This window comes from Binatus soli (SeqCode) (assembly GCF_050015535.1).
GTDB lineage: Bacteria > Desulfobacterota > Binatia > Binatales > Binataceae > Binatus > Binatus soli.
In genome coordinates, this window is sequence record NZ_JBEKBF010000007.1 from 95997 (window position 1) to 120952 (window position 24956).

Genomic DNA, 24956 nt, shown 5'->3' on the forward strand with positions numbered 1-24956 from the left:
CCTCGATGGTTCCCTGTGCCCTTGGCCGGCCAATCGGTTAGCCTTTCGGAAGCCCCAGCACGCGCTCGCCGATTATGTTGTGCTGAATTTCACTGGTGCCGCCGGCGATCGTGAATGCGCGCGACGCCAGCATCCGATATGACCATCGTCCCCGGTCGATCGCGTGGGGTGCGTCGGGTTCGAGCGGTCCGTAGGCTCCCAAAAGTTCCATCGCGTAACTGTTCATCCGCAGGTTGAGTTCGCTGTTCGCCAGCTTGATCACTGAACCCTCGGGTCCCGGCGGCAATCCCTTGAGCCTGCGGGTCAGCTGGCGCAGGCCAGTGTATAACAGTGCAGTTGCCTCGCATGCAAATTGCGCGATTCTCTCGCGCACGCCGCAGTCTTCCCATGCGCACTTGCCGTGGCGATGGACCGTGTTCGCCAGCTTCACCAGCTCTCTCACCGTATCAAGTCTCTCGCCCCCGTTGAAAAGACCTGAACGCTCGAACATCAGCGTGGTGACTGCTACCTGCCATCCCTGGTTCTTCTCGCCCACGAGGTTCTCCTTGGGCGCCTTGACGTCCTCGAAGAACACTTCATTGAAGTTCGCGTCGCCGGTTATCTGCACCAGCGGCCGGACGGTCACGCCCGGGCTGTGCATGTCGACCAGGATATAACTGATGCCCTTGTGCTTGGGGGCCTCGGGGTCGGTTCGCGCGAGCAGGATACACCAGTCGGCGCGATGCGCGTCGGAGGTCCAGGCCTTCTGGCCGTTGATGATGAAGTAATCGCCTTCCTCGACGGCGCGGGTCTGCAGCGAGGCGACATCCGAGCCGGCGTTGGGCTCGGAGTAGCCCTGGCACCAGATCTCGTCGGCCGAGAGGATCTTCGGCACGTGGCGCTTCTTCTGTTCGTCGGTACCCCAGTGCATCAGCGTCGGACCGACCAGCATGATGCCGAGGCCGTTGACGAGCATCGGCGAATTGACCTTGGCGAGTTCCTGGTTGTAGATAAGCTGCTGAGTGATCGTAGCGCCCCGGCCGCCGTATTCCTTGGGCCAGCCGATTCCGACCCATCCCGCGGCGTGCATCTTGCGATGCCATGCCAGGCGATGTTGCCACTGGTTCCCGCCCTCCTGGTCCTTGGGCGCATTTGCCTCGAGCCAGTTGCGGAACTCGCGTCGAAACGCCTCGTCTTCGGGGCTATAGTTGAAATCCATCGACGACCTCCCGGCGGGCTTCACCCTCGCGCTTTGTGCTCACGCCTTGTGCTCGCGCCTTGTGCTCGCCTTTCCTTTATTAGTGAGTACTCACTATACCGCAGGGGACGCTTTTGGTCAAACGCGTTGCCCCACCGGTTCAGGCAAGACGCCGACCTGCATGGAGATGCCGTCCACTTCTGAGGGAAAATGATCCACGCGTATCCATCGGAGGCGTCGATGGCCCGGAGAGGGATTGCCGTCATGGTTCGGCGATCGCCCGCGAATGAGATTGATTCTCGCTATAACTATCGATTTGCTCCCAGGCGCAACGTCGGGGATAAGATGCATAGCTCGACGTGTTTTTTTCTTGACAGGGTGCAACCAACCAGATAATTTTTTTCCCGCTTTATGTATTTTTAGAATTTTCAGCCTGACCGAGTTATCGTTGTAGCGACGACATCCCGGCCACGGAGGCCGGAAGATGTCGAAGCTAGCCGCAGCTATCCGTAACCATTTCGTCGTAGTCCCGCATATCGAAGCGAAGGCTCTTTTTCTTAGAAGCCCAAGGCAGATTCTCGCTCCAACTATCGATTTGCTCCCAGGCGCTGTGTCGGGGATAAGTGTTGCCGTCAATAGCCCGACGACCCGACCGCCGTGCGGTGGCAATTGGTGTTGCTGTACGGTGAGCGAAGGAGGGTAGCGCGCGATGCCGAACCAGAGCCCTATCGAGCGGCCGGGATTAGCAGGCAGAGCGTCTGAGGTACGAAAGCCGGGAGCACTGCTACCCATCCGCCTCACAGGTGCGTCAGCCGCTACCGGCCTGGCGATGCTGATTTGCGTGCTTCTGGCGCCGGCGGTTCAGCTGCGAGCGCAAACCGGCACGGGCGACAGCTCCAAGCCGGAAGATGAATACCATCTTGGTTATGACGCCGGTTACCAGGCGGGTTTGCGAGCGGCAAAGGAGAAGTTGGTCACTGAAGGCGGCGCGACAGGTACTTCTGGAAACCAGCCGGCTACAACACCGGAAGATTCATCTGCGCCTCCCGCCACGGACGCTGGGAGCTCGAATGCAGCGTCGCGAATCAAATCGCTGTGGGACGACATGGTCAATCACGGCGCAGACAACCAGGACACGGTTTTTCATCATTCTCAAACCAGCCCATTTTGGCTCTCGGCGCAGGCTAACTTTATCGCGCAACTGCACCCTCGTTTTCATGCGCAGTACAGTGGCCCCAACAGCCTTGATCACGCCGAGGAGCAATCTGTCTCGCGAGTCGTGACGGTGTACACCGGATTCCAGTTCGACGACAGCACCGAATTGGTGTTGGATGCGGAGTCGTCGGGGTGGAGCGGCCTCAGCCAGGGACTTGGGCTTGCGGGTTTCGTCGATCTCGACGTGGTGAGGAATCCGCAATTGAGCGCCGAACCTTACCTGGCGCGGATCTGGTTACACAAGGTCATCCGGTTGAGCGACGAGAACGTGGAGGGAGAGCGTACTCCCCTGTCATTGCTCACGACCCTTCCAGCTCGGCGGATCGACATTCATGTGGGCAAGGTGTCGCTGCCCGATTTTTTTGACCTCAACTCCGTCGGCAGCGACAGCCACCTACAGTTCATGAACTGGACCGTCGATAACAATGGCGCATGGGACTATGCGGCCGATACGCGTGGATACACCTATGCGATCGTGCTCGAGTACTATGATCACGATTTTGCCGCACGTTTTGCCGAGGCATTGGAGCCAACGGTCGCCAACGGCATCAACCTCGAGTGGAACCTGCAGAACGCTCATGCCGAAAACTACGAACTTGAATACGATCTGCACTTGATTCCGGGGAAGTTTGGAGCGATCCGGGTGCTTGGCTTCACCAACTACGCAAACATGGGCGACTACCATTTCGCGATCGACCAGTTCGAGAACCAGAAGAACAGAACACTCACGGTCCCGAATATAGAGGAACACCCCGGAACCCAGGCGCTTAAGTACGGCGTCGGACTCAACTTCGAGCAGCAGTTGAACGAACAGGTCAGGGTATTCATGCGAGCGGGCTGGAACGAAGGGCAGCATGAGTCGTGGGCTTATACCGAGGTCGATCAGACCGCGTTGTTCGGCTGGGATGTCCGCGGAGACTGGTGGCATCGCCCAAATGACAAGTGGGGAGTCGCGTTCGTCGTAAATGGCATATCGCGCCGTCATCGGCAATACCTAGCACTGGGCGGCCTTGGGTTCCTGCTAGGAGACGGAAATCTGTCGTACGGTCCGGAAGAGATTATGGAGACCTACTACAACTTCCCGATCACGCGCGGACTGTTTGGCGCGTTCGATGTGCAGTACATTAATAATCCAGGATATAACCGCGCGCGGGGGCCCGTCATAGTGCCGGGCTTACGGCTTCATATCGAATTGTGAAGCACCGGATAGGATAGTGTAACACTCGAACGGCTTGTGTGGAGATAGCGATGGCCTCTTTTCCCAGCTCGGTTCTGCCGAAAGACATCACCCCAGCCCCCAAGCGCGACAAGGGTTTGGCCGAGTTTTCGCCCAAGCTTTCCAGAACGGCCTCGCTTGCAGCGGACCAGGCGCTGGCTGAACTCCAGAGCGGTCCGGACGGACTATCGGAAGAGGAAGCTGAGCATCGGATCGAAGTGTTCGGTCCGAACGTTGTAGCTCGTGAGCGTAGGTTCACGCGGCTAACGCTGCTGTTAAGAGCTTGTTTAAATCCCTTGGTGATCCTGCTGGTAGTTCTGGCGGTGATCTCTTTCGCAACAGCCGAGACCGGGTCTGACCTGGTCGGTGGCGGCCTGATGGTTGTTATGGTGGTGCTAGGGGTTTCTCTGCGATTCATTCAGGAAGCGCGCGCGGACGCGGCCGCCGCAAAGCTCAAGGCGATGATTCGGGTCACCGCAACCGTGGTGCGGGAGGGCAGTGCGCGCGAGATTCCACTCGCCGAGCTGGTTCCCGGCGATGTTGTAAAGCTTTCCGCGGGCGACATGATTCCGGCTGACATCCGGGTCCTGTCGTGCAAGGACCTCTTCCTCATTCAAGCCAGCTTGACCGGCGAATCGTTTCCAGTTGAAAAGTTCGATCTTACAGAGCCATCCGACAAAAAGTCGCCGCTCGAACTCAAGAACGTGTGTTTCCTGGGCACCAGCGTCGAGAGCGGTACGGCTACCGCGGTAGTCATAGAGACCGGCCTGAAAACCTATCTCGGCACCATGGCCAGCGCGATCACGCAGGCGCCGCCGCCGACCAGCTTCGATCGGGGCATTTCAGGGTTTACCTGGTTGATGATCCGCTTCATGGCGGTGATGGTGCCGCTGGTCTTCCTGATCAACGGCTTCAGCAAGCATCGATGGGGCGAAGCATTTCTGTTCGCGCTTGCCGTCGCGGTCGGCCTCACCCCCGAAATGCTCCCGATGATCGTCAGCGTGTGCCTGTCCAGAGGCGCGATGCTGATGTCGCGCAAAAAGGTGATCGTCAAGAGGCTCAACTCGATCCAGAACCTGGGCGCGATGGATGTGCTGTGCACCGACAAGACCGGCACGCTCACAATGGACCACGTCATACTCGAGCAACATTGCGACGTTGTCCGGCAGGAAGACGAAGGTGTCCTGGAGCTGGCGTTCCTGAACAGCCATTTCCAGACTGGTTTGAAGAACGTTCTCGACCGCGCGGTCCTCCAGCACGGCGAGTTTCATGAGGATCTGCGGATTGCGGAGTATTCCAAAGTCGATGAGATCCCTTTCGACTTCAGCCGTAAGATGATGTCCGTGGTGGTGGCCACTCCAGCCGGAGGTCATCGTTTGATCTGCAAAGGAGCGCCGGAGTCGGTCTTCAGCCGCTGCACGCAGTTCGAGCTCGAGGGTGAGACCTACCCGATGGATCCAGTCATTCTGGAAGACCTCAAGGAAGAATACGACAAGCTATCGGCTGACGGCTTCCGCGTACTGGCTATCGCCTATCGCGATTGTGAGCCCAAGCCGGTCTATAGCAAAGAGGACGAGGAAAAGATGACCCTGAAAGGATACATCGCATTTCTCGATCCGCCCAAAGATACCGCGGCCCCTGCGATCGCGGCCCTGAAAACGCACGGCGTCACGATCAAAGTCCTAACCGGTGACAATGAGCTAGTATCACGGAAAATTTGCGGCGAAGTCGGACTCCATATTGACCACGTGCTGACGGGCGCAGCGATTGAGAACATGAGTGATGCTGAGTTAGCAACGGCGGCGGAAAGCACCATCTTGTTTGTTCGCCTCTCGCCCTTCGATAAGCGACGCATCATAAGAGCGCTGCAGAGCATCGGACGGGTGGTCGGGTTTGTGGGCGATGGCATCAACGATGCGCCCGCCCTGCGTGTCGCTGACGTGGGCATTTCGGTGGATACGGCGGTGGACATCGCCAAGGAGGCCGCCGACGCAATTTTGCTGGAGAAGAGCCTGCTGGTGCTCGAAGAAGGTGTAATAGAGGGGCGCAAGGTCTTTGCCAACATTCTCAAATATATCCGGATGGGCGCCAGCTCCAACTTTGGAAACATGTTCAGCGTGCTCGGCGCGAGCCTCTGGTTGCCCTATTTGCCGATGTCGCCGATCAAGATTCTGACCAACAACCTGCTCTACGATTTCTCACAAGTGCCGATCCCAACGGATGAGGTCGATCCCGAGCAAGTCGAGAAGCCCCGTCCGTGGTCGATGAGCGAGATCGCCAGATTCATCCTCTTCATAGGGCCATGCAGTTCGGTTTTCGACTATACGACCTATCTGATGATGTGGTTCATCTTTAAGTGCGGCGATTTGGGACTGGCGCCGCCACCGGAGTTGGCCGCCCGTTTCGCCCACGCGAGTCTTGCCAATCCGGACTCGACTTATGCGGCGGCTTTGTTCCAGACGGGATGGTTCGTTGAGTCACTGCTAACTCAAACCCTGATTATTCATGTCATCCGAACCAACAAGGTACCGTTCATCCAGAGCCGTGCCAGTTGGCAGCTGATCATGACTTCCGCGGCAATAATGTTGGTCGGGGTATGGCTGCCTTCTTCCCCGATAGGACCGTGGCTGGGCCTGGTGCCTCTTCCATTCCACTACTGGCCACTGCTGCTGCTGACGCTGTTGTTTTATGTCGTGTTAACTCAACTGGTGAAGGTATGGCTGGTTCGCAAGAGGTGGATTTGAACCGCCGGGTTGAAACGAAAATGGCCACTGCCTATATCGAGATCGCGCGCTAAGGCCATGCGGTCGCTTTCCAGCGCCATTCGGCTTTTGGTGGTGATATCGTTCATCCTGCTGGTCGGGATCTCCGCAGTTTTGGCGCGGTCGTGGTCGTATCACTATCATCCGGTCCCGGAGGCCACGCCGGTGGCCACTGCGACGACGGCTGCGCCCAGCGCTTCCGAGCCATCGACGGCGGAGCTCCTCAAGCGAGCTATCGTTTCGGATCTTGCCCTTTTCGCGCAGGACCGCAACCTGCAGCCCAGGACCGGGTATTCCGACCATATGAAGTACGTGACCAGCGAGCTATTACTTTTTGATCGTATGGATTCGCCGGAAGCTCTCAGTATGTTTGCCAGCTTGAGCGGCTATTACCTCGGCGCTCCCGCGGAAAAGCTTTATCAGTGCCTGGCGCTGCGAAAAGGCAAAGCCCTCGAGCCGCAGCTGGAACGCTATCTTCACGACGGGAACCCTGAATGTATAAACGAGCTCGGCCAAGACTTCAGCAAACCGAGCGGGTCACTAGATGGATATGCGCTTTGCTCCACCAGTCAACAGCAGGAGAAGCGCCTCACCGATTTGATCGCCAGGATTGATAATGGCGAGTCCTGTGCCGACAGCGAGCTGGCCCGAATCAGCGCCAGCGGACGCAAATGAGCAGAACCGGCAGGAACGGTTTCACCCGAAGCTTCTCGGCCAATTAACCGGTCGTCGCTCTCGACGCATACGTCGCCCCGAGATTGATGACTAACTGGCGGCAATGGCTGACCGAGTAGTTCCTGGGAAAGAGCTTCCACAATCGCGCCTTCTACCGAATCAGCTCCGACCCGAGCATTCGACAATCCCGACCAGGGCGGCCGCCAGAGGTTGTCCCGCTACCATCACAAGATGCTCGAGCTGCTGGGCGACGGCGACCGGCGGATCAGTTCGCGATGACCGTGAGAAGCCCCGTGAAGCGATCTTTGGTTCCTCATATAACCCAATTTAACTCGGTCACGGCACCTACGGATGTATCTCGCCCGGCAAGAGAGTAAAAGATTAAAAGGAGCTTGAATAATGAAATACACAGCTAATTCCGCAGTGGCTATTTGTGTTGGTATTGCGATGGTGTGGCTAGTCGGCTGTGCGCCTACTACTCATGTCACGGAAACCACGACGACCAGGGAATACGATACAACGAATCCGCCGGTGGTGGAGCCGGCGCCGGTCGCGAATTCAAGCACGACCACGACCACCCAGTATGACAACGGCACCGTGCAGCGGACGTATACGCAGCCGGCGCCCTACGCGCCTCCGAATCAGAGCACAACCACGGTAACGACTGATACGAATAACGGAACCGTACAGAAGCAGACCACCACGACGTATCCGTCCCCGTAAAGCACTCGTTGGGTACGTCGCAACCGCAGTTCGCTACGAGGATTTTGGTGGGTCGATCTAGAGAGAAGAGACCAAGGAGAATGTCATGTTGCTATTAATCATTATCTTGCTCCTGTTGTTCGGAGGCGGCGGTGGTTACTATGGTTATAATAACTATGGTCCCACTGGAGGTGTTGTACCGATCATACTCGTCGTGCTGGTGATCTGGTTGCTGGTCGGCCGCGGCGGGCTCTGACGGTTTGGTTAGAGCCGGGCAGGTATCAATTAAATTCGTCGGGTTTTGTTACCCACGTAACTAAGCCGCAGGGTGTCCGGTGGACCTATTTGCCTCGCAGGCGTAATTTAGAAGTTCGTATAGATTAGGGTCGTGATAGTCCGGAAAGTGCCCAAGGAGTACCCGGGTGACTTTAGTCAATATTGTTGTGATCCTGGTGGTAGTGGGTTTGGTGATGTGGCTAATCAACAGCTACATCCCGATGGCCGCGGCTATCAAGAGTTTACTCAACATTGTCGTGTTCGTGGTTGTGTTGATTTGGATTTTGCAAACGTTCGGGTTGATCGGAGCTATCCCCGGACTCAAGATGCCGGCGCTGAAGTGATCGGCGATCGCCCGCAAATGAAATTGGATGTAAATCGGCAAGCAACAAATCAGCCGCCCCATAAGCGGCCATTCTTCCAGCAGCCGAGCGGCGTTCGTCGCGAGGCGATGGGCGAAAAGGCGAGCATCCGGGAGACTCCCCCCTCCCGCGGTGCTCGCCAAATATTTTCGCGCCTGGAGTCTATCGAAACAAACAACGATGCATAGCAACCCGAGGAATCAGGGGTAACAAGAATGACGTTCGAAGAAACCGCAAATTCCACCGTCCGAACCGCAATGGATCAGGGCCGTGAAGCGGCAGACAAAGCCGCCCAGGCAGTCAAAGAGGGCTACGACGCGGCACAGCAATTCGTCAAGGACAAGGGATTTGACCTGGACCTGCGTGAGTTCGTGCGCCGTGAACCATGGCTTGCAATCGCAGCCGCGTTTGCGGTCGGCTACTTCGCCGCGCGGATCGTTCGGCGCATTTCCTGAGCGGGCGCGCGAGTGCCGTGAATAATTCAGCGGAGGCCATCTCGGCGGATGCGGATGAGAGGCTGCGTCGCCGGGAACGGGACGTCGGCGAATTCGTCAGGGAGGAACCGCTGACCGCGCTGGCCATAGCCGGCGCAGCAGGATTCATCCTCGGCGGAGGACTCAACAGCCGCATCGGGCTTGCGCTACTGGCTATCGTGGGACGGATCGCGCTGCGCGGGGCCGCCACCAATTTCATCGTCGGTCTGGTCACCGACAATCCCGACAACCAGAACCCGGATCGCGCAAAAGCTCGCGGCGAAAGCCATGGCAATAGAAAACATGACGACGGAAAAACAGATTTCCGCGATCCAGATTGAACGCAACGACGCGCGCCAGGACCTGCGCGACACCTTGACCGAGGTCAATGCGAAAGTTGGACGCGCGGAAGGCGGGATGCGTCCCGATCATGTCATCGAGAGCCATCCCGTAGGAGCCTCGCTGATGGCTGGGGCGTTGGGCTTTCTGTTCGGCTCGATCGTCAACAACCGCGGCGCGGGTCCGATCGTGATCGCAGCATTGCTCGGCTTCGCAATCTCAAAACACGCGTCAAACGACCAGGGTTAAAGCGTCGCGAACACGAGATGCACGGCTGATCCTATGACAGAGAAACAATCTCACGCCGCTGACGGCGCGCCGGAGACCTTGCACGATTGGCCGACGCTGGTGAGCAGGGCGGTGGACGATGTATCGCGCATCCTTCAGTCCGAGGCCCGTATGCTGCAGACCAGCATGGGCGCGGCGCTGGAGACGCAACTAGTTAATGCAATAGCTACTCTAACGGTGACCGCAGTGATGATTTGCGGCGCGGTATGCATTGTGTGCGCCGCGATACTGCTGCTTCATGAATGGCTACCGCTGTGGCAGGCGTTCGGAATCGCGGGTGGCGCCATCTTGCTAATCGGGATCGCGATTCACGCAATCATGAGGCCTCCAGCCGGGCTCAAATCCGCGGAGTCATAAACGAACGAAGCCAATAGTGATCGTCGGTGTGATTATCGCCGTGCTCGGAGTGTTGGGCCTCGCCCTCTATCAGAAATCATGACGGCTTCAACGACCAAGGCACCGGTTTCTTATCAAAAAAGGACTCGAGTCCCGAACGGGTTTCGTCGCTGATGTGGGGCGCTGCGGTGTACTCTGTCATAGTCATGGCTATCGCCTGGCCGGAAAATTTGCACATCAGTGACTTGGTAATGGCCTCCGCTTTTGGCGCATTCATCGCGATCGCATCTGCCCATGCAAGCGCCGAGTCCATTAGCTGGCCGGGGGGTACGACCTTATTGATCAGTCCGAGCGCCTTCGCCTGATCGGCGGTCACCAGTTCGCCGGTGAGCAGCAGATATCTCGCGACGCGTTCACCCACCAATCGCATCAGATGGAGGATTACCATCCCCGCCTGAATCCCGTGCTTCATTTCGGTGTAGCCAATTCGTGCGTTATCGGCGGCGACTGCCAAATCGCAGGCACTCAAGAAGCCGGCGCCGTTGCCGACCGCGATTCCATTGACGGCGGCTATGGAAGGCTTGCCCAGGCGATATACGCGCTCGATCAACGCCTCGCCGCGAAGTGCACCCTCCCAGACCTTTCCGGAATCGTCGATGCGTAGCTGGTCGAGGATTGTGCGCAGCTCGCCGAGGTCCATCCCGGCTGAAAATGCGGAACCCGTACCCGTGAAGACAAGGGTGCGCACGCGCCGATCCTCTTCGGCGCGCGCAATCGCGGCCATGAGAGCGTCGATCATTGCGGAACTCAGGGCGTTGCGATGGTCCGGGTTGTTGAGCGTGATTATCGCGGCCGGGTATCGAGTTTCATACAAAACGATTTGGTCCGCCATGTTCTCCATCCTTTGTCGCCGACCTTTAGTAAAATCAGTCGATGAAAGACTAGCGTGTGGTACTTTCGATGTCACCGGCACAGACTGCCAGCCGTGCTTCGATCGCGCCGGAGCGGGCCTGTTTTCGCCTTCGGAAACTTTAGTTGACAAGATTCTCTCGGTTCATTGAGTCGGCTACGATGCGTCGAGCACCGCCGCACGGGAAATCGCCGTTCGGCTTAAGGCATAGCTGGAACATTCAGCGGGACCCGGCAGGCCTTGCGCAAGGATAACCATCGATGATCGATCAAAAGCCGCTGCGCGGTGTCCGCGTGCTGGACCTGACGCGCGTATTGGCCGGTCCGTTCTGCACGATGAATCTGGCGGACCTCGGCGCCGAGGTAATCAAAATTGAGATGCCGGGCTGCGGCGACGACTCGCGCAGCTTTGCGCCGATGATGCCGTCGGGCGACTCAGGCTACTTCTACAGCGTCAATCGCGGCAAGCGCAGCGTCACGCTCGACTTGCGGATCGAAGAGGGCGCCGCGATCTTTGTCGAGCTGGCGGCAAAATCGGATGTAGTGGTCGAGAATTTTTCGCCGGGCACGATGGATCGTTTCAAGCTCGGCTATGCGCAACTCAAAGCCGCCAATCCGAAGATAATTTTGTGCTCGATCTCGGGTTTCGGACAGACCGGGCCGATGACTTCCGCACCCGCCTACGACATCGTGGCGCAGGCGCTCGGCGGCACCATGAGTATCACCGGCAATCCGGGCGGCGAGCCGGTCCGATGCGGCGTCTCGGTGGGCGATCTGTCGGCGGCGCTGTACGGCGTGATTGCGATCATGTCGGCGTTGCGGGTGCGCGATCGTGACGGGGTCGGTAATCACATCGATATCGCGATGCTCGATTGCCAGGTGGCGATGCTCGAGGACGCGCTGGCGCGCTACTCGGTGTCGGGCAAGATTCCGGGGCGGCTCGGCTCGCGGCATCCGTCGATCACGCCGTTTCAACAGTTTCGCGCCGCCGACGACTACTTTGTGATGGGCGCCGGCAATGAGGCGATCTGGCTGCGCTTTTGCGACGTGATCGCGATGCCGCAACTCAAAGACGATTCGCGATTTCTGACCAACTCCGATCGCACCGCGCACCATCCCGAGCTTGAGACCATCCTGGCGCGCATCTTCGCGACCAGGCCGCGTGAGCATTGGTTGCGCCTGCTCGCCGACGCGTCGGTCCCGTGCGCTCCGATCGCCAACGTCGAGGAAGTCACCCGCGATCCGCATCTGGCGGCGCGCAACATGATCCTGCACGCGGAGCATCCGGATTTTGACGGCCTGATCGTGCCCGGCTCGCCGCTCAAGAGCGCTGTCGATGGCGACACCGATATCCCCTCGACTCGCGCGCCGCAGCTGGGCGAGAACACCGACGAGGTGCTGGCAAGCGTGCTGGGCTACGACTCTCAGCGGCTGTCAGAACTGCGCCGGCGTAGTATCATATAGGTCTAATTTAACGATTAGCGGCCGCGCGAATCGACGCAAGGCCGCAGGAGGAGAACAGCGTGCGCGAAGTCGTTATCGTCGATGGAGTCCGGGTGCCGATTGGCAAAGCCGGCAAGGACAAGGGCTACTACAGGGACATCCGCGCCGACGATCTCGGCGTGATCTGTATCCGCCGACTGCTCGAAAAAAATCCGAAGCTCGATCCGAAAGAAATCGAGGATCTGGTCTGGGGATGCGCCAATCAGACCGCCGAGCAGGGCTTGAACGTCGGCAGAATGATCGGATTGCTGTCGGGACTGCCGGTCGAAGTCGCGGGCACGACGCTCGATCGTCAATGCGGCTCGAGCCTGCAGGCGGTCAACTTCGCAGCGATGGAAATAATGACCGGCGCGGGCGAAGTCGCGATCGCGGGCGGCGTCGAGCACATGACGCACGTCGCGATGGGATCGGGGATTGTGCCCAATCCCAAGCTGCTCGAGATGTTCCCGCAAGACATGTTCTTCATGGGCCTGACGGCCGAGCGGCTGGCCGGGATGTACAAGATCACGCGCGAGGATTCGGACGCATTCTCGCTACGCTCGAACATGCGTGCGGTGGCGGCGCGCGAACGCTTCAAAGAAGAAATCGCGCCGGTCAAGCTGCCGGACGGCGCCGTCGTGGAAATCGACCAGGGACCGCGCGCGGAAACGACTTTGGAAAAGCTGGCCGGGCTCAAGCCTTCATTCAAGCCCGACGGCCAGGTGACGGCCGGCAACTCCTCGCAGTTGAGCGACGGCGCGGCCGCCGTGCTGCTGATGAGCGCGGAGCGTGCGCGGTCACTTGGATTCAAACCGATGGCGAAGATTCGCGCGACCGCGGTGGCGGGAGTCCGTCCGGAAATAATGGGATGGGGTCCGGTGCCCTCGACGCGTAAGGCGCTGGCGCGCGCCGGACTCAAAATCGGCGACATCGATCTGTTCGAAATCAACGAGGCGTTCGCGGCGCAGGTCCTCGCCTGCAACACCGAACTCAAGATCGACGAACAGCGGCTCAACGTGAACGGCGGCGCCGTCGCGCTCGGGCATCCGCTGGGATGCTCCGGGGCGCGGCTGGTGGTGACCTTGACGCATGAGATGCGCCGGCGTGGAGTGGCGCTCGGAGTGGCGACGATGTGTATCGGGATGGGCCAGGGTATCGCGACGGTAGTCGAGCAGGTATGACCGGCAGGCAACAGGTAATCCGCTCGCTCGCCATAACAATCGCGCTGGCGCTGATCGTGGGTGCATTCTTCAACTTCAATTTCCTGACGCGCGAAGAGCCCAAGCCCCTGCTGCGGCTCGACACGCCGCAAGCGAACCCGTCGCCGGTGGATGAGGGCCTGGATTTCAGCGCGCCCGGCCTCGACGGCAGAGAAATCGACCTGAGCCATTACCGGGGCCATCCTGTGATCGTCGATTTCTGGGCGACCTGGTGCGGGCCGTGCCGCAAGCAGATTCCCGAACTGGTCGCGCTCTACCAGAAGTACAACAAGTCGCGCGGCCTGGTGATAATCGGGGTCTCGTGCGACCTGATCCAGGGCGACGGGCTGCGTGCGGTCGCGCCGTTTGTCAAAGAGTTCCGGATCAATTATCCAATCGCGCTGGCCGACGGGCGGCTGGTCGATAACATGGGAGTCGAGGCGATACCGACGACACTGTTCCTCGGGCCCGACGGCAAGATGGTTTCGCGAATAGTAGGCGCAGGCCGTCCGGGCGAGATCAGCGCGAACGCAAAGCTGCTGCTCGACGGCATCAAGGGTCACGGCTCGTCGAGCAAACCTGAGCAAGGCAACGGCCACGTCGTGGACATTAATTTCTAAGTGAGCGAAACCCACACTGGGTTTCGCTTTCGTTGCTTCCTGTGTGATTTTACCTCCTATGAAAGGTGCAGGGGCTGGTCCCTGTAAACCTGCGTGAGGTTTCCATGGCGACGAGCGGGTGGCGCGAGGTCTGGGACCGGTTCAAGGGACGCGGCACGTACCCGCATCAGCTCGCCTTCATTCTGCTCAATCCGCTGCGCAATCTGATCTTCTCGCCGCGCGAGTTGGCTGCGCGTCTTCATCTGAGCGCGGACTCGCGGGCGCTGGAGCTGGGCCCCGGTCCCGGGTTTTTCAGCGTTTCCATTGCACGCCGCGTTCCCAGCGGTCATCTGTGCCTGGTGGACCTGCAACGCGAGATGCTGGAGAAGGCACGCGCGCGAATCCGGCGGGCGGGTGTCGCCAACGTCAGTTTCGCCCGGGCCAGCGCGACCGCGCTGCCGTTTGCGCGCGAGGTCTTCGACGCCGCCTTTCTGGTCGCGGTGCTGGGCGAGGTCCCCGATGCCGCGGCCTGCGTGGCTCAATTGCGCGACGCACTCCGCCCCGGCGGTCTCCTGTCGATCACCGAGCTTGCCGGCGATCCCGACGCGATGACCGAGCGCGAAATCGCCGCGCTTGCCAAAGCGGCGAATCTCGAACACGCGGAGACGTTTCCGATGCGCTTCGGATTCACGATCAACTTCAGAAAAGCAGGGAGCTAATTTCAAGTTACCGAAACCGCAGGGGCTGGCCGCTGCTTGTGGATTCGCGATTGTGATGCGGGTTAAGATGCTGGGTTGAATCGCAGCAAGGCCCAGAATCGAGCGAGAGATATATTTTCTCTTTTTTTGAGCGATGGACCCGAAGGAAATTGAGACGATGATTGCGCGCGGGATTCCCGACGCGCAGGTCGAGGTGCGCGACTACACCGGCGGCGGAGACCATTTCGAGGCGATTGTGGTGAGCCCAAGTTTCGAGGGCAAGGGTCTAATCGAGCGGCATCAACTGGTCTATCAGGCGCTGGGCGACGCGATGCGGGTGCAGGTGCATGCGCTCACGCTCAAGACGTTGACGCCGGCGCAGTATCAGAACCGAAGGTAGAGGAATCAAATGGCGGACATAATCGAAAAAATCGAATCGGCAGTCAAAGAAAACAAGGTCATGATTTTCATGAAGGGCGACCGCAGCTTTCCGCAATGCGGTTTCTCGGCGGCGACGGTTGCTATTTTCGAGCAGTTGGGCGTGCCGTTCGCGACCGCCGACGTGCTCAGCGATCCCGAACTGCGCGACGCGATCAAGCGTTACAGCAACTGGCCGACGATTCCCCAGGTTTATATCGACGGCAAGTTCGTCGGCGGCTGCGATATTATTCGCGAGATGCACGAGACGGGCGAGCTGGAGCCGATGGTGAAGGCGGTGCTCGCGGCGACGGCGCATCAGTAGCAGGGGCCAGGTTCACTTTTTCACTTTCTCACTGGTTCACTGGTTGCGCGGAAATTTGGTAATGAAGCCAAGGTGATCTGATGGCTGCATGCAGGCAATGCGGCAAAGATAACGCGGAGGGCATGGTATTCTGCGGTTACTGTGCGACTCCGCTGGCGAGACCGACAGGCAATCCCATTTCTTCGCCGCCGATACGCGGATCGTCTCCGCAGCCGTTCAAGCCGGAAATTCGCACGCCGGTGATCCACACGCCGCCGCCGCCACCCCCAAGCGACGGCGACAAGGACAAGGGCAAGGGCGGATTCGAGTTAATTCCGTGGAGCGAGCTTTCACCCGCCCAGAGGGCAGGACGATCGATCGCCGCGCTGGTCGTGTTGCTTCTGATCTTTCTCTTCGTTCGCGTACTGTGGCGCGGCCTCGGTGGTGCGACGAGCGGAACGAGCGAAAATGCGCCTTCGGCTCAAAGTTCCGGCGTTCCGGCTACCGAAGGCGACCGCAAGGATGGAATCGAATCGCTGTGCAAGGTATTTCAGATCTACGGAATGCCGAAGAACGACCACGATGCGACCGAAGCGGCGCACAACGCGGCTGAATTCTTCAAACTCGCCGGCAATCAGTCGCCCGAGCGTAGCGCGTACATCCTGACCACAATTGTGCGGGAGTTCCGCAGCGGCAAACTGTCGCAATCCGACTGCGCGGAGGCGGGGGCGCCGATCGCCACGACGCAGGAAAGCACCGATAATTCGACTCCCGACGTCAACAGGTGAGCAGGGGCCCCGGTCCCTGCACCGGGGTAAGGCTTATTGAATTACCCGGGAGCGGGCGGTCGTCCAGTAATAGATCGGCACGCCGCTCAGCGCGATCAGCAATCCCGGCCAAGTGAAGCGGGGCTTCAGAATCAACAAATCGACCATCAAGGCCGAGGCCGCGACGACGTAGAGCGCCGGCACCAGAGGATAACCCCACGCACGGTACGGACGCAGGGTGCCTGGGATCCGCCGGCGCAGCACGAACACGGCCGACACTGTCAGCACGTAAAACATCAACTGCGCGAAGATCACGTAATCCAGGAGTTCGGAATAAGTGCCAGACAAGGTTAGAACCGCCGCCCAAATCCCCTGCATCACCAGCGCGACGGCGGGCACGCTGGCGCGATTGAGACGTCCGGCGGCGGCGAAGAAGACCCGGTCCCGGGACATCGCGTAAATCACGCGCGCACCCGTGAGGATCAGTCCGTTGGCGCATCCAAAGCCGGAGATCATCACGAGGATTGCGGTGATCTTCGCGCCCGCGCCGCCCCACACGACTTGCATCGCCGCGGCGGCTACGCGATCGCTGGATGCATGCGCGATTCCGCGCCCCACTACACTCGCTGCGTCCGCATTTCCCGACGCGGGCAGCTCACAGAGATAGGCGACGTTGGTGAGGATATAGAGCGCAATCACCACGCCGGTTCCAAAGGCAAGCGCCAGAGGAAGATCGCGTTTGGGATTGCGGACCTCGGCCGCCGCGAAGGTGACGCTCGCCCATGCGTCGGCTGAGAAGAGCGCACCCACCATCGCGGCGCCGAACACGCCCGCACCAGCAATTGACATGGGACCGGCGCCGAGGAATGCGGTCGGGCTGCCGAAATTGGCGCGAATCGCAACTGGATTCGGCGCGATCAGGCATCCGACCACGACTATCAGGCATAGCGAGAGAATTTTGGCCGTGGTGAAGGAGTTTTGCAGCCACCTGCCCATATTGAGGCCGCGCAGATTGGCCGCGGTGAGGACCGCGATCACAACGATCGCGCCCGCGCGCTCGCCCGACAGTCCGGCGCCGCCGGCGCCGATCCAGAGGTTCGAACCGAGCACGGGCCACATAACGCCCGCGAATCGCGCAAACGCGACTGCGACGGCCGCGATCGTGCCGGTCTGGATGACGAGCAACAGCGTCCATCCGAACATGAACGCCCACATTCCGCCGTAGGCCTCGCGCAGATAGACGTATTGCCCGCCCGCCTGGGGCATCATCGCGGCGAGTTCGCCGTACGCGAGCGCCCCCGCAATGGTCATCACGCCCGCCACCAACCAGACCATCAGCAGCGCGGCGGGAGTACCGACCTGACGGGTGATATCTGCAGAAACGATGAAGATGCCCGAGCCAATCATCGAGCCGGCCACCAAGGTCACGGAGTCGAAGAGTGAAAGACCCGGCTTCAAGTGCTCGGAGGAAGGGGCAGGTCCGGGTACGGTGGTCGCCATGGCGAACGCATGGTAGCACTAGCGTCGTGTGGAAAAACCAGCCCGGAAAAATTCAGCTTTGAGTCCTCGTTGATCTTAGTTGCAAACAGGACTTAGCTAGCACTGGTTCCAGGAAAACGCTTTACAACGGGAGGCGACGGATGCCGACAAAGAAAAAGACCGCGAAACGGAAGAAGGCTGTGAATCCCGCGTTCAGGCAACTCGAGCAACTGCGCAAGACCGTCAAGATGCTGCGGGTCAAGCTCGAACGCGAGACCAGGGCGCGAAAGATCGAAGCCCGCGTCAAGAGCGAGGCGCAAAAGGCCCGCATGCGACTGGCATCGCAGATTGCGGCGCTGCGCGAGCAGGGACGCAAGCTCGCCACGGATCTGAGGTCGGCGCTGGGCGACGCCAGCAAGCGCGACGCGGCCCGCCAGCAGGCGATTGCCAAGATGGCGGAGCTCAGGGCGGAGTATGCGAAGAAGTCTGCGGAGCTGAGGTCACAGTTGTCGCGGACGACCGCGGAGCTGGCGCGCAAATCGGAGGAACTGAAGAAGCTTGCGGGAGAAGCGGCGCATCGCGCGGTCGAGATAATTCGCGGCGAAGAGCATCACGCGGCGCCCGAAGCGGGTGCGAGCCCGGAACCGCACAAAGAAGCCCCCCCGGATGAAACTGCGGGCAGCAGATATGAGAAGGAGCCCGATGAAGAGCAATAGATCGCGGGAGTCGGCCGCGATTCTGCGGGCGGACTGAGAGTTTATTTGCGGAAATGACGCACGCCGAGACTCGAGCACGGACCCAATAGGGTCCGAGTCAGGGATTCGGCGGGTTCCTCCCCACCAGCGCCCGGTCAACGAGTCTCCCGCGCGCCGACGGCTCTAGACGGCGCGCGGGAACCCGCTAGGAACGAGAAAGGTACGTCGTCGTCAGGGTGACCGCATTGATCGGTCACCGCAACGCATCAAGCACCAGGCAATGCTACGGACTAGCCGGAGCGCCAGGTGCTCCGGGCGCGCCAGGTGCTCCCGGTGCGCCAGGTGCTCCCGGAGCGCCGGTCTCGCCCGTCGCGCCGGTTGCCGCCGCGGCGGGGCTGGCCGCCTCGGCGGGCGCGGCCGCAGACGCGGCAGCCTCGGGAGGGGCAGGAGCCGTCTCTTCGGTTTTGTTGCAAGCCGTGGCGAAGAACATAGAAATTAGTGCCAGAAGCAGAACCTTGCGCATCGCTTTCTCCTTGATTGCTCGGTGCTCACTTGAACGCAGAAACTCGAAACGCGCCAAGAATACGATAGGCGCGGCGTAACTTCAAGCGCGCATTTCGCGTCGCATTTTCCGCCTGTCGGCGCGAATCGCGGGGGACCGGCAAAGAAATTTTTTGACTATTTCGTGGGCATCTGTATGATTCGATCATTATTTGGCGATCTTTGTTTGGCGCCTTAGATTTTTAGGGGCGGATGAGGTGGAGGTAAGCGGTGGAAGAACGGCGCGTTATTTTCGCGGGCATTGGGCTCGCAAATCGGCACAATTCTCGAATCGTCGAGCATGAACTCGACATGGTGCGAAGCGCGGAGCGTCCGGTCGCGGGTGTGCGGCCGCTCACGCGAATTCTCAACTGGCTGATGCCCTCGGGACGGCTGGTAGGTCCGCCGATGCGCTCGGTGGCGCGGGAGCTTGAAGAGACCTACCCCGGCCGCGATAGCTGAGCACAGAGTCGGGGCTGCATCGTGCTTCGCCCGCGGGGAGGGAGATTACGATGAGCGCGATTTGGCGAATCTCGACCAATACGCCGTGGGAACCGAACGTCGGCTATTCGCGGCTGGTAAGGGCCGGCGACATTGTCGCCGTCTCGGGCACCACCGCCACCGACGAGCGTGGGCTAATCGTCGGCGCGGGACAGATGTATGTGCAGGCGCGCCAGGCGCTGGTCAATATTCGTGCCGCGCTCGAGCGCGCGGGGCTCGCGATGCATCACGTCATTCGCACGCGGATGTTCGTCACCGACATGGGACGTTTTGCGGAAGCGGCGCGCGCGCACAAGGAATTCTTCGCTGACTCGCCTCCCGCGTCCACGGTCGTTGAAGTGCGCCGGCTGGCTAATCCCGACATGATGATCGAGATCGAAGCCGACGCATACGCAGGCGCTGCGAATAGCCAAACGGCGGGCAGCGTTGTCGCCACGACGGCGCCGAAGCCGGGAGCGCAGGCCAAGCCGAAGGCGGCGACGAAGCCGCCGATGAAATCCGCAAAGAAGCCCTCGCGCCGCAAGTAACAGCGCTCGAAAGACGCGGCTACGGTTCGAGCGCGGCGGAGTGGCTTCCTTCGGCGCCGCTGGCGGAATGAAATGCGTTGGCGGCGGACGCGATATACGGCTGGGGATAAACCCCGATCAGGATCGTAGCGAGCGCTGCCAGTCCGACTGCCGCCACCAGCGCAGGCCGCGCACTCAGGCGCTCAACTTCGACACCGCCCTCCTGCATATACATCGCGACCAGCACATAAAAGTAGTAATAGGCAGAGACTACACTATTGAGTACAGCGATTATTACCAGTCCCACGTATCCCTGATGCAACGCCTCGCTGAAGATGTAGAACTTGCCAACGAAGCCGGCCATCGGAGGAACCCCGGTCAACGACAACAGAAAGATAGCCATTGCGCCGGCGAGCAACGGCTGGCGCGCCGCCAGGCCGCGAAAGTCGCTAATCTGATTACCTGCTTCGCCGCGCCGTTCGAGCGCGATTACTACTGAGAACGCGCCCAGGTTTGTGAATGTATAGCCGAGAAGATAGTAAAGAATCGCCGGCCCCGATCGCACTCCTGCCGCCATGCCAAGCAACAGGTAGCCCGCGTGCGCAATCGCCGAGTATGCAAGCATCCGCTTGATATTGGTCTGGACGACGGCGATTAGATTTCCGCCCGTCATCGTCAACGCCGCGATTACCCACAGCACTGTCTGCCAGTGCGCGCCGACGGACGCAAAATCGACCATGAAGACGCGAATAAAGGCGGCGAACGCGGCGAGCTTCACGCCCACCGCCATGAAGGCGGTCACCGGAGTCGGCGCGCCCTCATAAACGTCCGGCGCCCACATATGAAATGGCACTGCGGCGACCTTGAAGCCAAACCCGATCACCATCATGCCGATTCCGGCCAGCAGCAGCGGATTCGATCCCATCGCGCCCGAAGCGAGTGCGTCATGAATCGGGCCAAGCTTGATAGTGCCCGTCGCGCCGTACACCAGCGCGATTCCATAGAGCAGGAAGCCGGTCGAGAACGCGCCCAGCAAAAAATATTTTATTGCCGCTTCATTCGATTTGGCGTTGCGGCGCATGATTCCCGCCAGCACGTAAACCGTAATCGACATCGTCTCGAGACCGAGGAAGATGACTATCAGGTCCCCAGCCGCCGCCATCAGCATCATGCCGAGCACGGAAAACAGCAGCAACGAATAGTATTCGGCGCCGGGAATACGGTTCTCGGCGGCGTAATCGAGCGACATCATCACGGTGAACATCGCGGCGATCAAAATCACCAGTTCGAAAAATGCCGAAAAACTGTCGACCGAGATCGCGCCCGCAAAAGCGACACCGTACTGTCCCAGGATTCCAAGCGTGAATACGAACGCAACCGCGAGCGACGCCAGCGTCAGCAACCCCAGCCCTTCGCTTTCGCTGTCGTCGACGCGCACTCCAGCCAGCAGCACCGCCATCGCGGCCACGGTGACCACGACCAGTGGCAGGATTGGCAGCCAGACGAAGTTGATTGCAGCCAGGTTAAAAGGACTCATCGTGCGGCCGCCGCCATCTCGGGTTTGCGGTTTGATATCTGCCGAGCCGGCGAAAGAGCAGCCAGACGATTCGGCTGTCGTTCAAGCTCGAGACGAGCCTGCGCGACATTTGCTCTCGCGAGCATTGCAGTCACCGACGGTTCGATCCTGCTGATCAGCGGACGCGGGAAAAGTCCCATGAACAGCATCAACGCGATCACCGGCGCCATCACCGCAATCTCGCGACCGGTCAGATCGCCGATCGTTTCGTTCACCGCCCTGGTGATCGGTCCGAACATCACGCGCTCGTAGGTCCAGAGCATGTAGAGCGCACCCAGGATCACACCCACAACTGCGAAAACAGCAGCCAGCCTAATTCGCAGGAACGCCCCGAGCATGATCAGAAACTCGCCGACAAAGCCGTTGAGCCCGGGCAGGCCGATCGACGAGAGCATCACGACCATGAAGACTGCGGCGTAAACGGGCACGCGCTTCCACAGACCGCCGAACTCGGAAATCTCGCGCGTATGGCGCCGCATGTAGAGCATTCCAACCAGCAAAAATAATCCGCCGGTGGAAACGCCATGATTGAGCATCTGGTAAATCGCGCCATCGACACCCTCGGGGTTAAGCGCGAAAATTCCCAGCATCACAAACCCCATGTGACTAACCGATGAGTATGCAATCAACCTCTTCAGGTCGGGCTGCATCATCGCGACCAACGCTCCGTAGATGATCCCGATTATGGCGAGCGCCATGAACAGCGGAATCGCCTCGACGGCGACGGTGGGGAACAGCGGAACGGCGAAGCGCAGGAAGCCGTAGGTGCCCATCTTGAGCATCACGCCGGCCAGAATGACCGAGCCGGCGGTCGGCGCGTTGGTGTGAGCATCGGGCAGCCAGGTATGCACCGGCCACATCGGCACCTTAATCGCGAAAGCCAACGCGAACGCTGCAAACAGCCAACGGCCCTCGGTAACAGTGAGCGGCACCTGGTAGAGCAGCGGCAAATCGAAGCTGGTCCGGTTGAAATGCTCGTGCGCCGAGTACACCAAGTACAGGATCGCGACCAGCATCAGCAGCGACCCAACCGCCGTGAACAATACGAACTTGATGGCGGCGTAAATCTTGCGGCCATGTCCCCACATGCCTATCAGGAAGTACATTGGAATCAGCATCACTTCCCAAAATATATAAAACAGGAACAGATCGACCGAGAGCAGCGCGCCGAGCAGCCCGGTCTCCAGCACAAGCATGAAGAAGCAGAATTCGCGCGGACGCTCCTCGATATCGCCGCCGCCAGAGTAAAGCAGCGACAGAGTAATCAGAATAGTAGTCAGAAGAACGAGAAACAGGCTAATGCCGTCGATACCGATATGGTATGTAATGCCGAATGCGGGAATCCAGTCATATTGTTCGGCGAGCTGGTACTCCGCGACGTGCGGATTGAATTCCGCCAGGACATAGAAACTCAGCGCCAGCGGAAGCAGCGAAAAAATGAACGCCGAGTTCCAAATCGCACGCTCTTCGCTCTGCATCAGGATGAAGAGCGCGCCGATCAGCGGCAGGAAAATCAACGCTGTGAGCAAGCCGCCGTTCATCAGTGCGTCACCAGGAACAGGTAATAAGCCACAATGCCCAGTGCGCCGAGTAGATAAACAAATGCATAGTGCTGGACGTTGCCGGTTTCAGCGCGACGCGCTATCTGGCCCGAAGTCCGGACGGCAAGGCCGGCGCCGTCGGCGGCGCCATCGATCACAAAGCTGTCGATCGCGCGGTTGAGCACATTGTCCGATACCCAGAACAGCGGACGCGTGACAATAAAATTATACAGTTGGTCGATATAGTACTTGTTGAGTAGCAAGTTGTAGAGATCCTTCAGCCGCCACGCAAGAAGCATCGGGACTCCCGGCAAGCGCAGATAGAACAGGTATGCGAGCGCTATTCCGAGCGCCGAGGCGATGCTCGCGGCGAGAGACAGGGAAGTCGGGCTCGCCTCGACAATCGGTTTGAAAGCACCGACGGCCGGCGTGAGGAATCGCACGAACGCATTTCCCCACAATAGTCCGCCGGGAAGATTTACCCATCCGCCAACCGTCGCGAGAATAGCCAGTACGATCAACGGAATAGCCATTACGGCCGGCGATTCGTGCAGGTGATGCTCTTTTTCAGAATCGACGCGCGATTCGCCAAAGAACGTCATGAAGATCAGCCGGAACATATAGAACGACGTGAGCCCGGCGGTGATCACGCCGAGGAACCAGAGCCACGAATGTCCCGAATCGTACGCGGCTTCGAGGATCAGGTCCTTGGAGAAATAGCCGGAGAACGGAGGCACGGCGGCGATCGCGAGCGTCGCGATGAACATCGTCCAGAACGTGATCGGCAGCTTGCGCCGCAATCCGCCCATCTTGTTCATGTCCTGCTCGCCGCCGAGCGCGTGAATCACCGAGCCGGCGCACAAGAACAGCAAGCCCTTGAAGAACGCGTGGGTCATGAGGTGGAAGATGCCCGACGCATACGCGCCGGAGCCCACGCCGAGAAACATGTAGCCGAGCTGACTGATGGTCGAGTAAGCGAGCACCTTCTTGATGTCGGGCTGGACGAGCGCGATGGTCGCGGCGAACAGCGCCGTTAATCCGCCAATTGTCGCAACCAGACCGAGTGCGGCGGGCGCCATCGTGTAGATGAAACCGAGCCGCGCGATCATGTACACGCCCGCGGTGACCATCGTCGCCGCGTGGATCAGTGCGCTGACAGGAGTCGGGCCGACCATCGCGTCGGGCAGCCATACGTAGAGCGGAATCTGGGCCGACTTGCCGGTCGCGCCGATGAAGAGCAGGAAGCCGGCCGCGGTCGCGGCGGCGCCGCCGAGCAGAGCCGCGTGCTGGCGAAGCTCGACGAAGTCCAGCGTCCAGACGTCGTGCGCACCGAGCGTGGCGACGATGGTGAAGATCCCGAGCAAAAAGCCCGCGTCGCCAATTCGGTTGACGACAAATGCCTTGCGGCCATTATAGGCGAACTGGGGGTTCGTGTACCAAAATGCGATTAGCAAGTAGGAACATAGCCCGACACCCTCCCATCCCACGAACATCATTAGCAAGTTGTCCGCAAGAATTAGTATGAGCATCGAGAACGCAAACAAGTTCATGTAGGTAAAGAAGCGCGCAAAGTCCTCGTCGTGCGCCATGTATCCGACTGAGTAAAGATGAATTAGTGCGCCGACCCCAGTGACTATCATCACCATCACGCCCGACAACGCGTCGAGGCGCAGGCCTAACTCGGTGTGAAATCTCCCTGCCTCGATCCATCCCCACAGGTGCACGGCAAGCGCGCCGCCCGGGGGCATCGCGAGCAGCGTCAAAAATGCCCACGTCGCAACGCCGAACGCGACGAACACGACACCCGGTCCGACGACGTTGACCGCGCCGCGTCCATACCTGGGCCCGAGGAACAGGTTGAATAGGACGCCGAGCGCCGGGAACAGCAGGATAAGCGCGAGTGCTGGAAACTCAACCGTCAT

25 protein-coding genes are annotated in these 24956 nt (G+C 59.8%); 19 read left to right on the top strand and 6 right to left on the bottom strand.

Annotated features, from left to right (window positions below):
- Positions 1–37 precede the first annotated feature (37 nt).
- Positions 38–1198, bottom strand: a complete 1161-nt coding sequence (locus ABR989_RS07150) for an acyl-CoA dehydrogenase family protein (RefSeq protein ID WP_428126992.1) — start codon at positions 1196–1198, stop codon at positions 38–40.
- Between the two features lie 688 nt (positions 1199–1886).
- Here ABR989_RS07150 and ABR989_RS07155 point away from each other — a divergent pair.
- From ABR989_RS07155 to ABR989_RS07195, 9 genes are all read left to right on the top strand, one after another.
- A complete protein-coding gene (locus ABR989_RS07155) occupies positions 1887–3590 on the top strand; it encodes a carbohydrate porin (RefSeq protein WP_428126994.1) in 1704 nt (567 codons plus the stop codon).
- A 50-nt stretch (positions 3591–3640) separates the two neighbouring features.
- The gene (gene mgtA / locus ABR989_RS07160; protein WP_428126996.1) at positions 3641–6352 is read left to right on the top strand and encodes a magnesium-translocating P-type ATPase; all 2712 of its coding nucleotides are present in this window, start codon (positions 3641–3643) and stop codon (positions 6350–6352) included.
- A 57-nt stretch (positions 6353–6409) separates the two neighbouring features.
- The gene (locus tag ABR989_RS07165; protein WP_428126998.1) at positions 6410–7045 is read left to right on the top strand and encodes a hypothetical protein; all 636 of its coding nucleotides are present in this window, start codon (positions 6410–6412) and stop codon (positions 7043–7045) included.
- 811 nt (positions 7046–7856) lie between these two features.
- On the top strand, positions 7857–8003 hold the full coding sequence (locus ABR989_RS07170) for a DUF3309 family protein (protein WP_428127000.1): 147 nt from the start codon (positions 7857–7859) through the stop codon (positions 8001–8003).
- A gap of 166 nt (positions 8004–8169) precedes the next feature.
- Entirely contained in the window at positions 8170–8367 is a 198-nt protein-coding gene (locus tag ABR989_RS07175) for a Thivi_2564 family membrane protein (protein WP_428127003.1), read from the top strand.
- Positions 8368–8600: 233 nt separating this feature from the next.
- The gene (locus tag ABR989_RS07180; RefSeq protein ID WP_428127006.1) at positions 8601–8840 is read left to right on the top strand and encodes a hypothetical protein; all 240 of its coding nucleotides are present in this window, start codon (positions 8601–8603) and stop codon (positions 8838–8840) included.
- 17 nt (positions 8841–8857) lie between these two features.
- Positions 8858–9199, top strand: coding sequence for a hypothetical protein (locus tag ABR989_RS07185; protein ID WP_428127008.1), 342 nt, complete (start codon positions 8858–8860; stop codon positions 9197–9199).
- On the top strand, positions 9162–9446 hold the full coding sequence (locus tag ABR989_RS07190) for a hypothetical protein (protein WP_428127011.1): 285 nt from the start codon (positions 9162–9164) through the stop codon (positions 9444–9446). The genes ABR989_RS07185 and ABR989_RS07190 overlap by 38 nt, the downstream gene beginning before the upstream one ends.
- 33 nt (positions 9447–9479) lie before the next feature.
- Positions 9480–9842: a phage holin family protein gene (locus ABR989_RS07195; protein ID WP_428127012.1), complete on the top strand. Its 363-nt coding sequence runs from the start codon at positions 9480–9482 to the stop codon at positions 9840–9842.
- A 76-nt stretch (positions 9843–9918) separates the two neighbouring features.
- On the opposite strand, the gene ABR989_RS07200 is transcribed toward ABR989_RS07195, so the two are convergent.
- Positions 9919–10713, bottom strand: coding sequence for an enoyl-CoA hydratase/isomerase family protein (locus ABR989_RS07200; protein WP_428127015.1), 795 nt, complete (start codon positions 10711–10713; stop codon positions 9919–9921).
- A gap of 278 nt (positions 10714–10991) precedes the next feature.
- Between ABR989_RS07200 and ABR989_RS07205 the strand changes: the two genes are divergently transcribed.
- From ABR989_RS07205 to ABR989_RS07235, 7 genes are all read left to right on the top strand, one after another.
- On the top strand, positions 10992–12194 hold the full coding sequence (locus ABR989_RS07205) for a CaiB/BaiF CoA transferase family protein (protein ID WP_428127017.1): 1203 nt from the start codon (positions 10992–10994) through the stop codon (positions 12192–12194).
- 59 nt (positions 12195–12253) lie between these two features.
- The gene (locus ABR989_RS07210) at positions 12254–13393 is read left to right on the top strand and encodes a thiolase family protein (RefSeq protein WP_428127020.1); all 1140 of its coding nucleotides are present in this window, start codon (positions 12254–12256) and stop codon (positions 13391–13393) included.
- Positions 13390–14031 carry a TlpA disulfide reductase family protein gene (locus tag ABR989_RS07215; RefSeq protein ID WP_428127021.1) on the top strand — a complete coding sequence of 214 codons (642 nt, stop codon included), beginning with the start codon at positions 13390–13392 and terminating at the stop codon, positions 14029–14031. The genes ABR989_RS07210 and ABR989_RS07215 overlap by 4 nt, the downstream gene beginning before the upstream one ends.
- A 104-nt stretch (positions 14032–14135) precedes the next feature.
- Entirely contained in the window at positions 14136–14729 is a 594-nt protein-coding gene (locus ABR989_RS07220; protein ID WP_428127023.1) for a class I SAM-dependent methyltransferase, read from the top strand.
- Positions 14730–14862: 133 nt separating this feature from the next.
- Entirely contained in the window at positions 14863–15108 is a 246-nt protein-coding gene (locus ABR989_RS07225) for a BolA family protein (RefSeq protein ID WP_428127025.1), read from the top strand.
- Positions 15109–15117: 9 nt separating this feature from the next.
- On the top strand, positions 15118–15450 hold the full coding sequence (gene grxD / locus ABR989_RS07230; protein WP_428127027.1) for a Grx4 family monothiol glutaredoxin: 333 nt from the start codon (positions 15118–15120) through the stop codon (positions 15448–15450).
- Positions 15451–15530: 80 nt separating this feature from the next.
- Positions 15531–16217, top strand: a complete 687-nt coding sequence (locus tag ABR989_RS07235) for a hypothetical protein (protein ID WP_428127029.1) — start codon at positions 15531–15533, stop codon at positions 16215–16217.
- 33 nt (positions 16218–16250) lie between these two features.
- Here ABR989_RS07235 and ABR989_RS07240 read toward each other — a convergent pair whose 3' ends face one another.
- Entirely contained in the window at positions 16251–17696 is a 1446-nt protein-coding gene (locus tag ABR989_RS07240) for an APC family permease (protein ID WP_428127032.1), read from the bottom strand.
- A 140-nt stretch (positions 17697–17836) separates the two neighbouring features.
- On the opposite strand from ABR989_RS07240, the gene ABR989_RS07245 reads away from it, so the two are divergent.
- The 3 genes from ABR989_RS07245 to ABR989_RS07255 all read left to right on the top strand — a co-directional run bounded on the left by ABR989_RS07245 (position 17837) and on the right by ABR989_RS07255 (position 19938).
- Positions 17837–18391: a hypothetical protein gene (locus ABR989_RS07245; RefSeq protein ID WP_428127034.1), complete on the top strand. Its 555-nt coding sequence runs from the start codon at positions 17837–17839 to the stop codon at positions 18389–18391.
- A gap of 750 nt (positions 18392–19141) precedes the next feature.
- Positions 19142–19372, top strand: a complete 231-nt coding sequence (locus ABR989_RS07250; protein WP_428127037.1) for a hypothetical protein — start codon at positions 19142–19144, stop codon at positions 19370–19372.
- A gap of 50 nt (positions 19373–19422) precedes the next feature.
- Positions 19423–19938 carry a RidA family protein gene (locus tag ABR989_RS07255; RefSeq protein ID WP_428127039.1) on the top strand — a complete coding sequence of 172 codons (516 nt, stop codon included), beginning with the start codon at positions 19423–19425 and terminating at the stop codon, positions 19936–19938.
- A 19-nt stretch (positions 19939–19957) separates the two neighbouring features.
- Here the strand turns inward: ABR989_RS07255 and ABR989_RS07260 are convergent, their stop codons facing one another.
- Genes ABR989_RS07260 through nuoL form a run of 3 tightly spaced genes read right to left on the bottom strand, consistent with a single transcriptional unit; the run spans position 19958 to position 24956 of the window.
- Positions 19958–21454, bottom strand: a complete 1497-nt coding sequence (locus ABR989_RS07260) for an NADH-quinone oxidoreductase subunit N (protein ID WP_428127041.1) — start codon at positions 21452–21454, stop codon at positions 19958–19960.
- A complete protein-coding gene (locus ABR989_RS07265; RefSeq protein ID WP_428127044.1) occupies positions 21451–23034 on the bottom strand; it encodes an NADH-quinone oxidoreductase subunit M in 1584 nt (527 codons plus the stop codon). Before ABR989_RS07265 ends, ABR989_RS07260 begins: the two co-directional genes overlap by 4 nt.
- Positions 23034–24956: an NADH-quinone oxidoreductase subunit L gene (gene nuoL, locus ABR989_RS07270; RefSeq protein WP_428127046.1), complete on the bottom strand. Its 1923-nt coding sequence runs from the start codon at positions 24954–24956 to the stop codon at positions 23034–23036. Before nuoL ends, ABR989_RS07265 begins: the two co-directional genes overlap by 1 nt.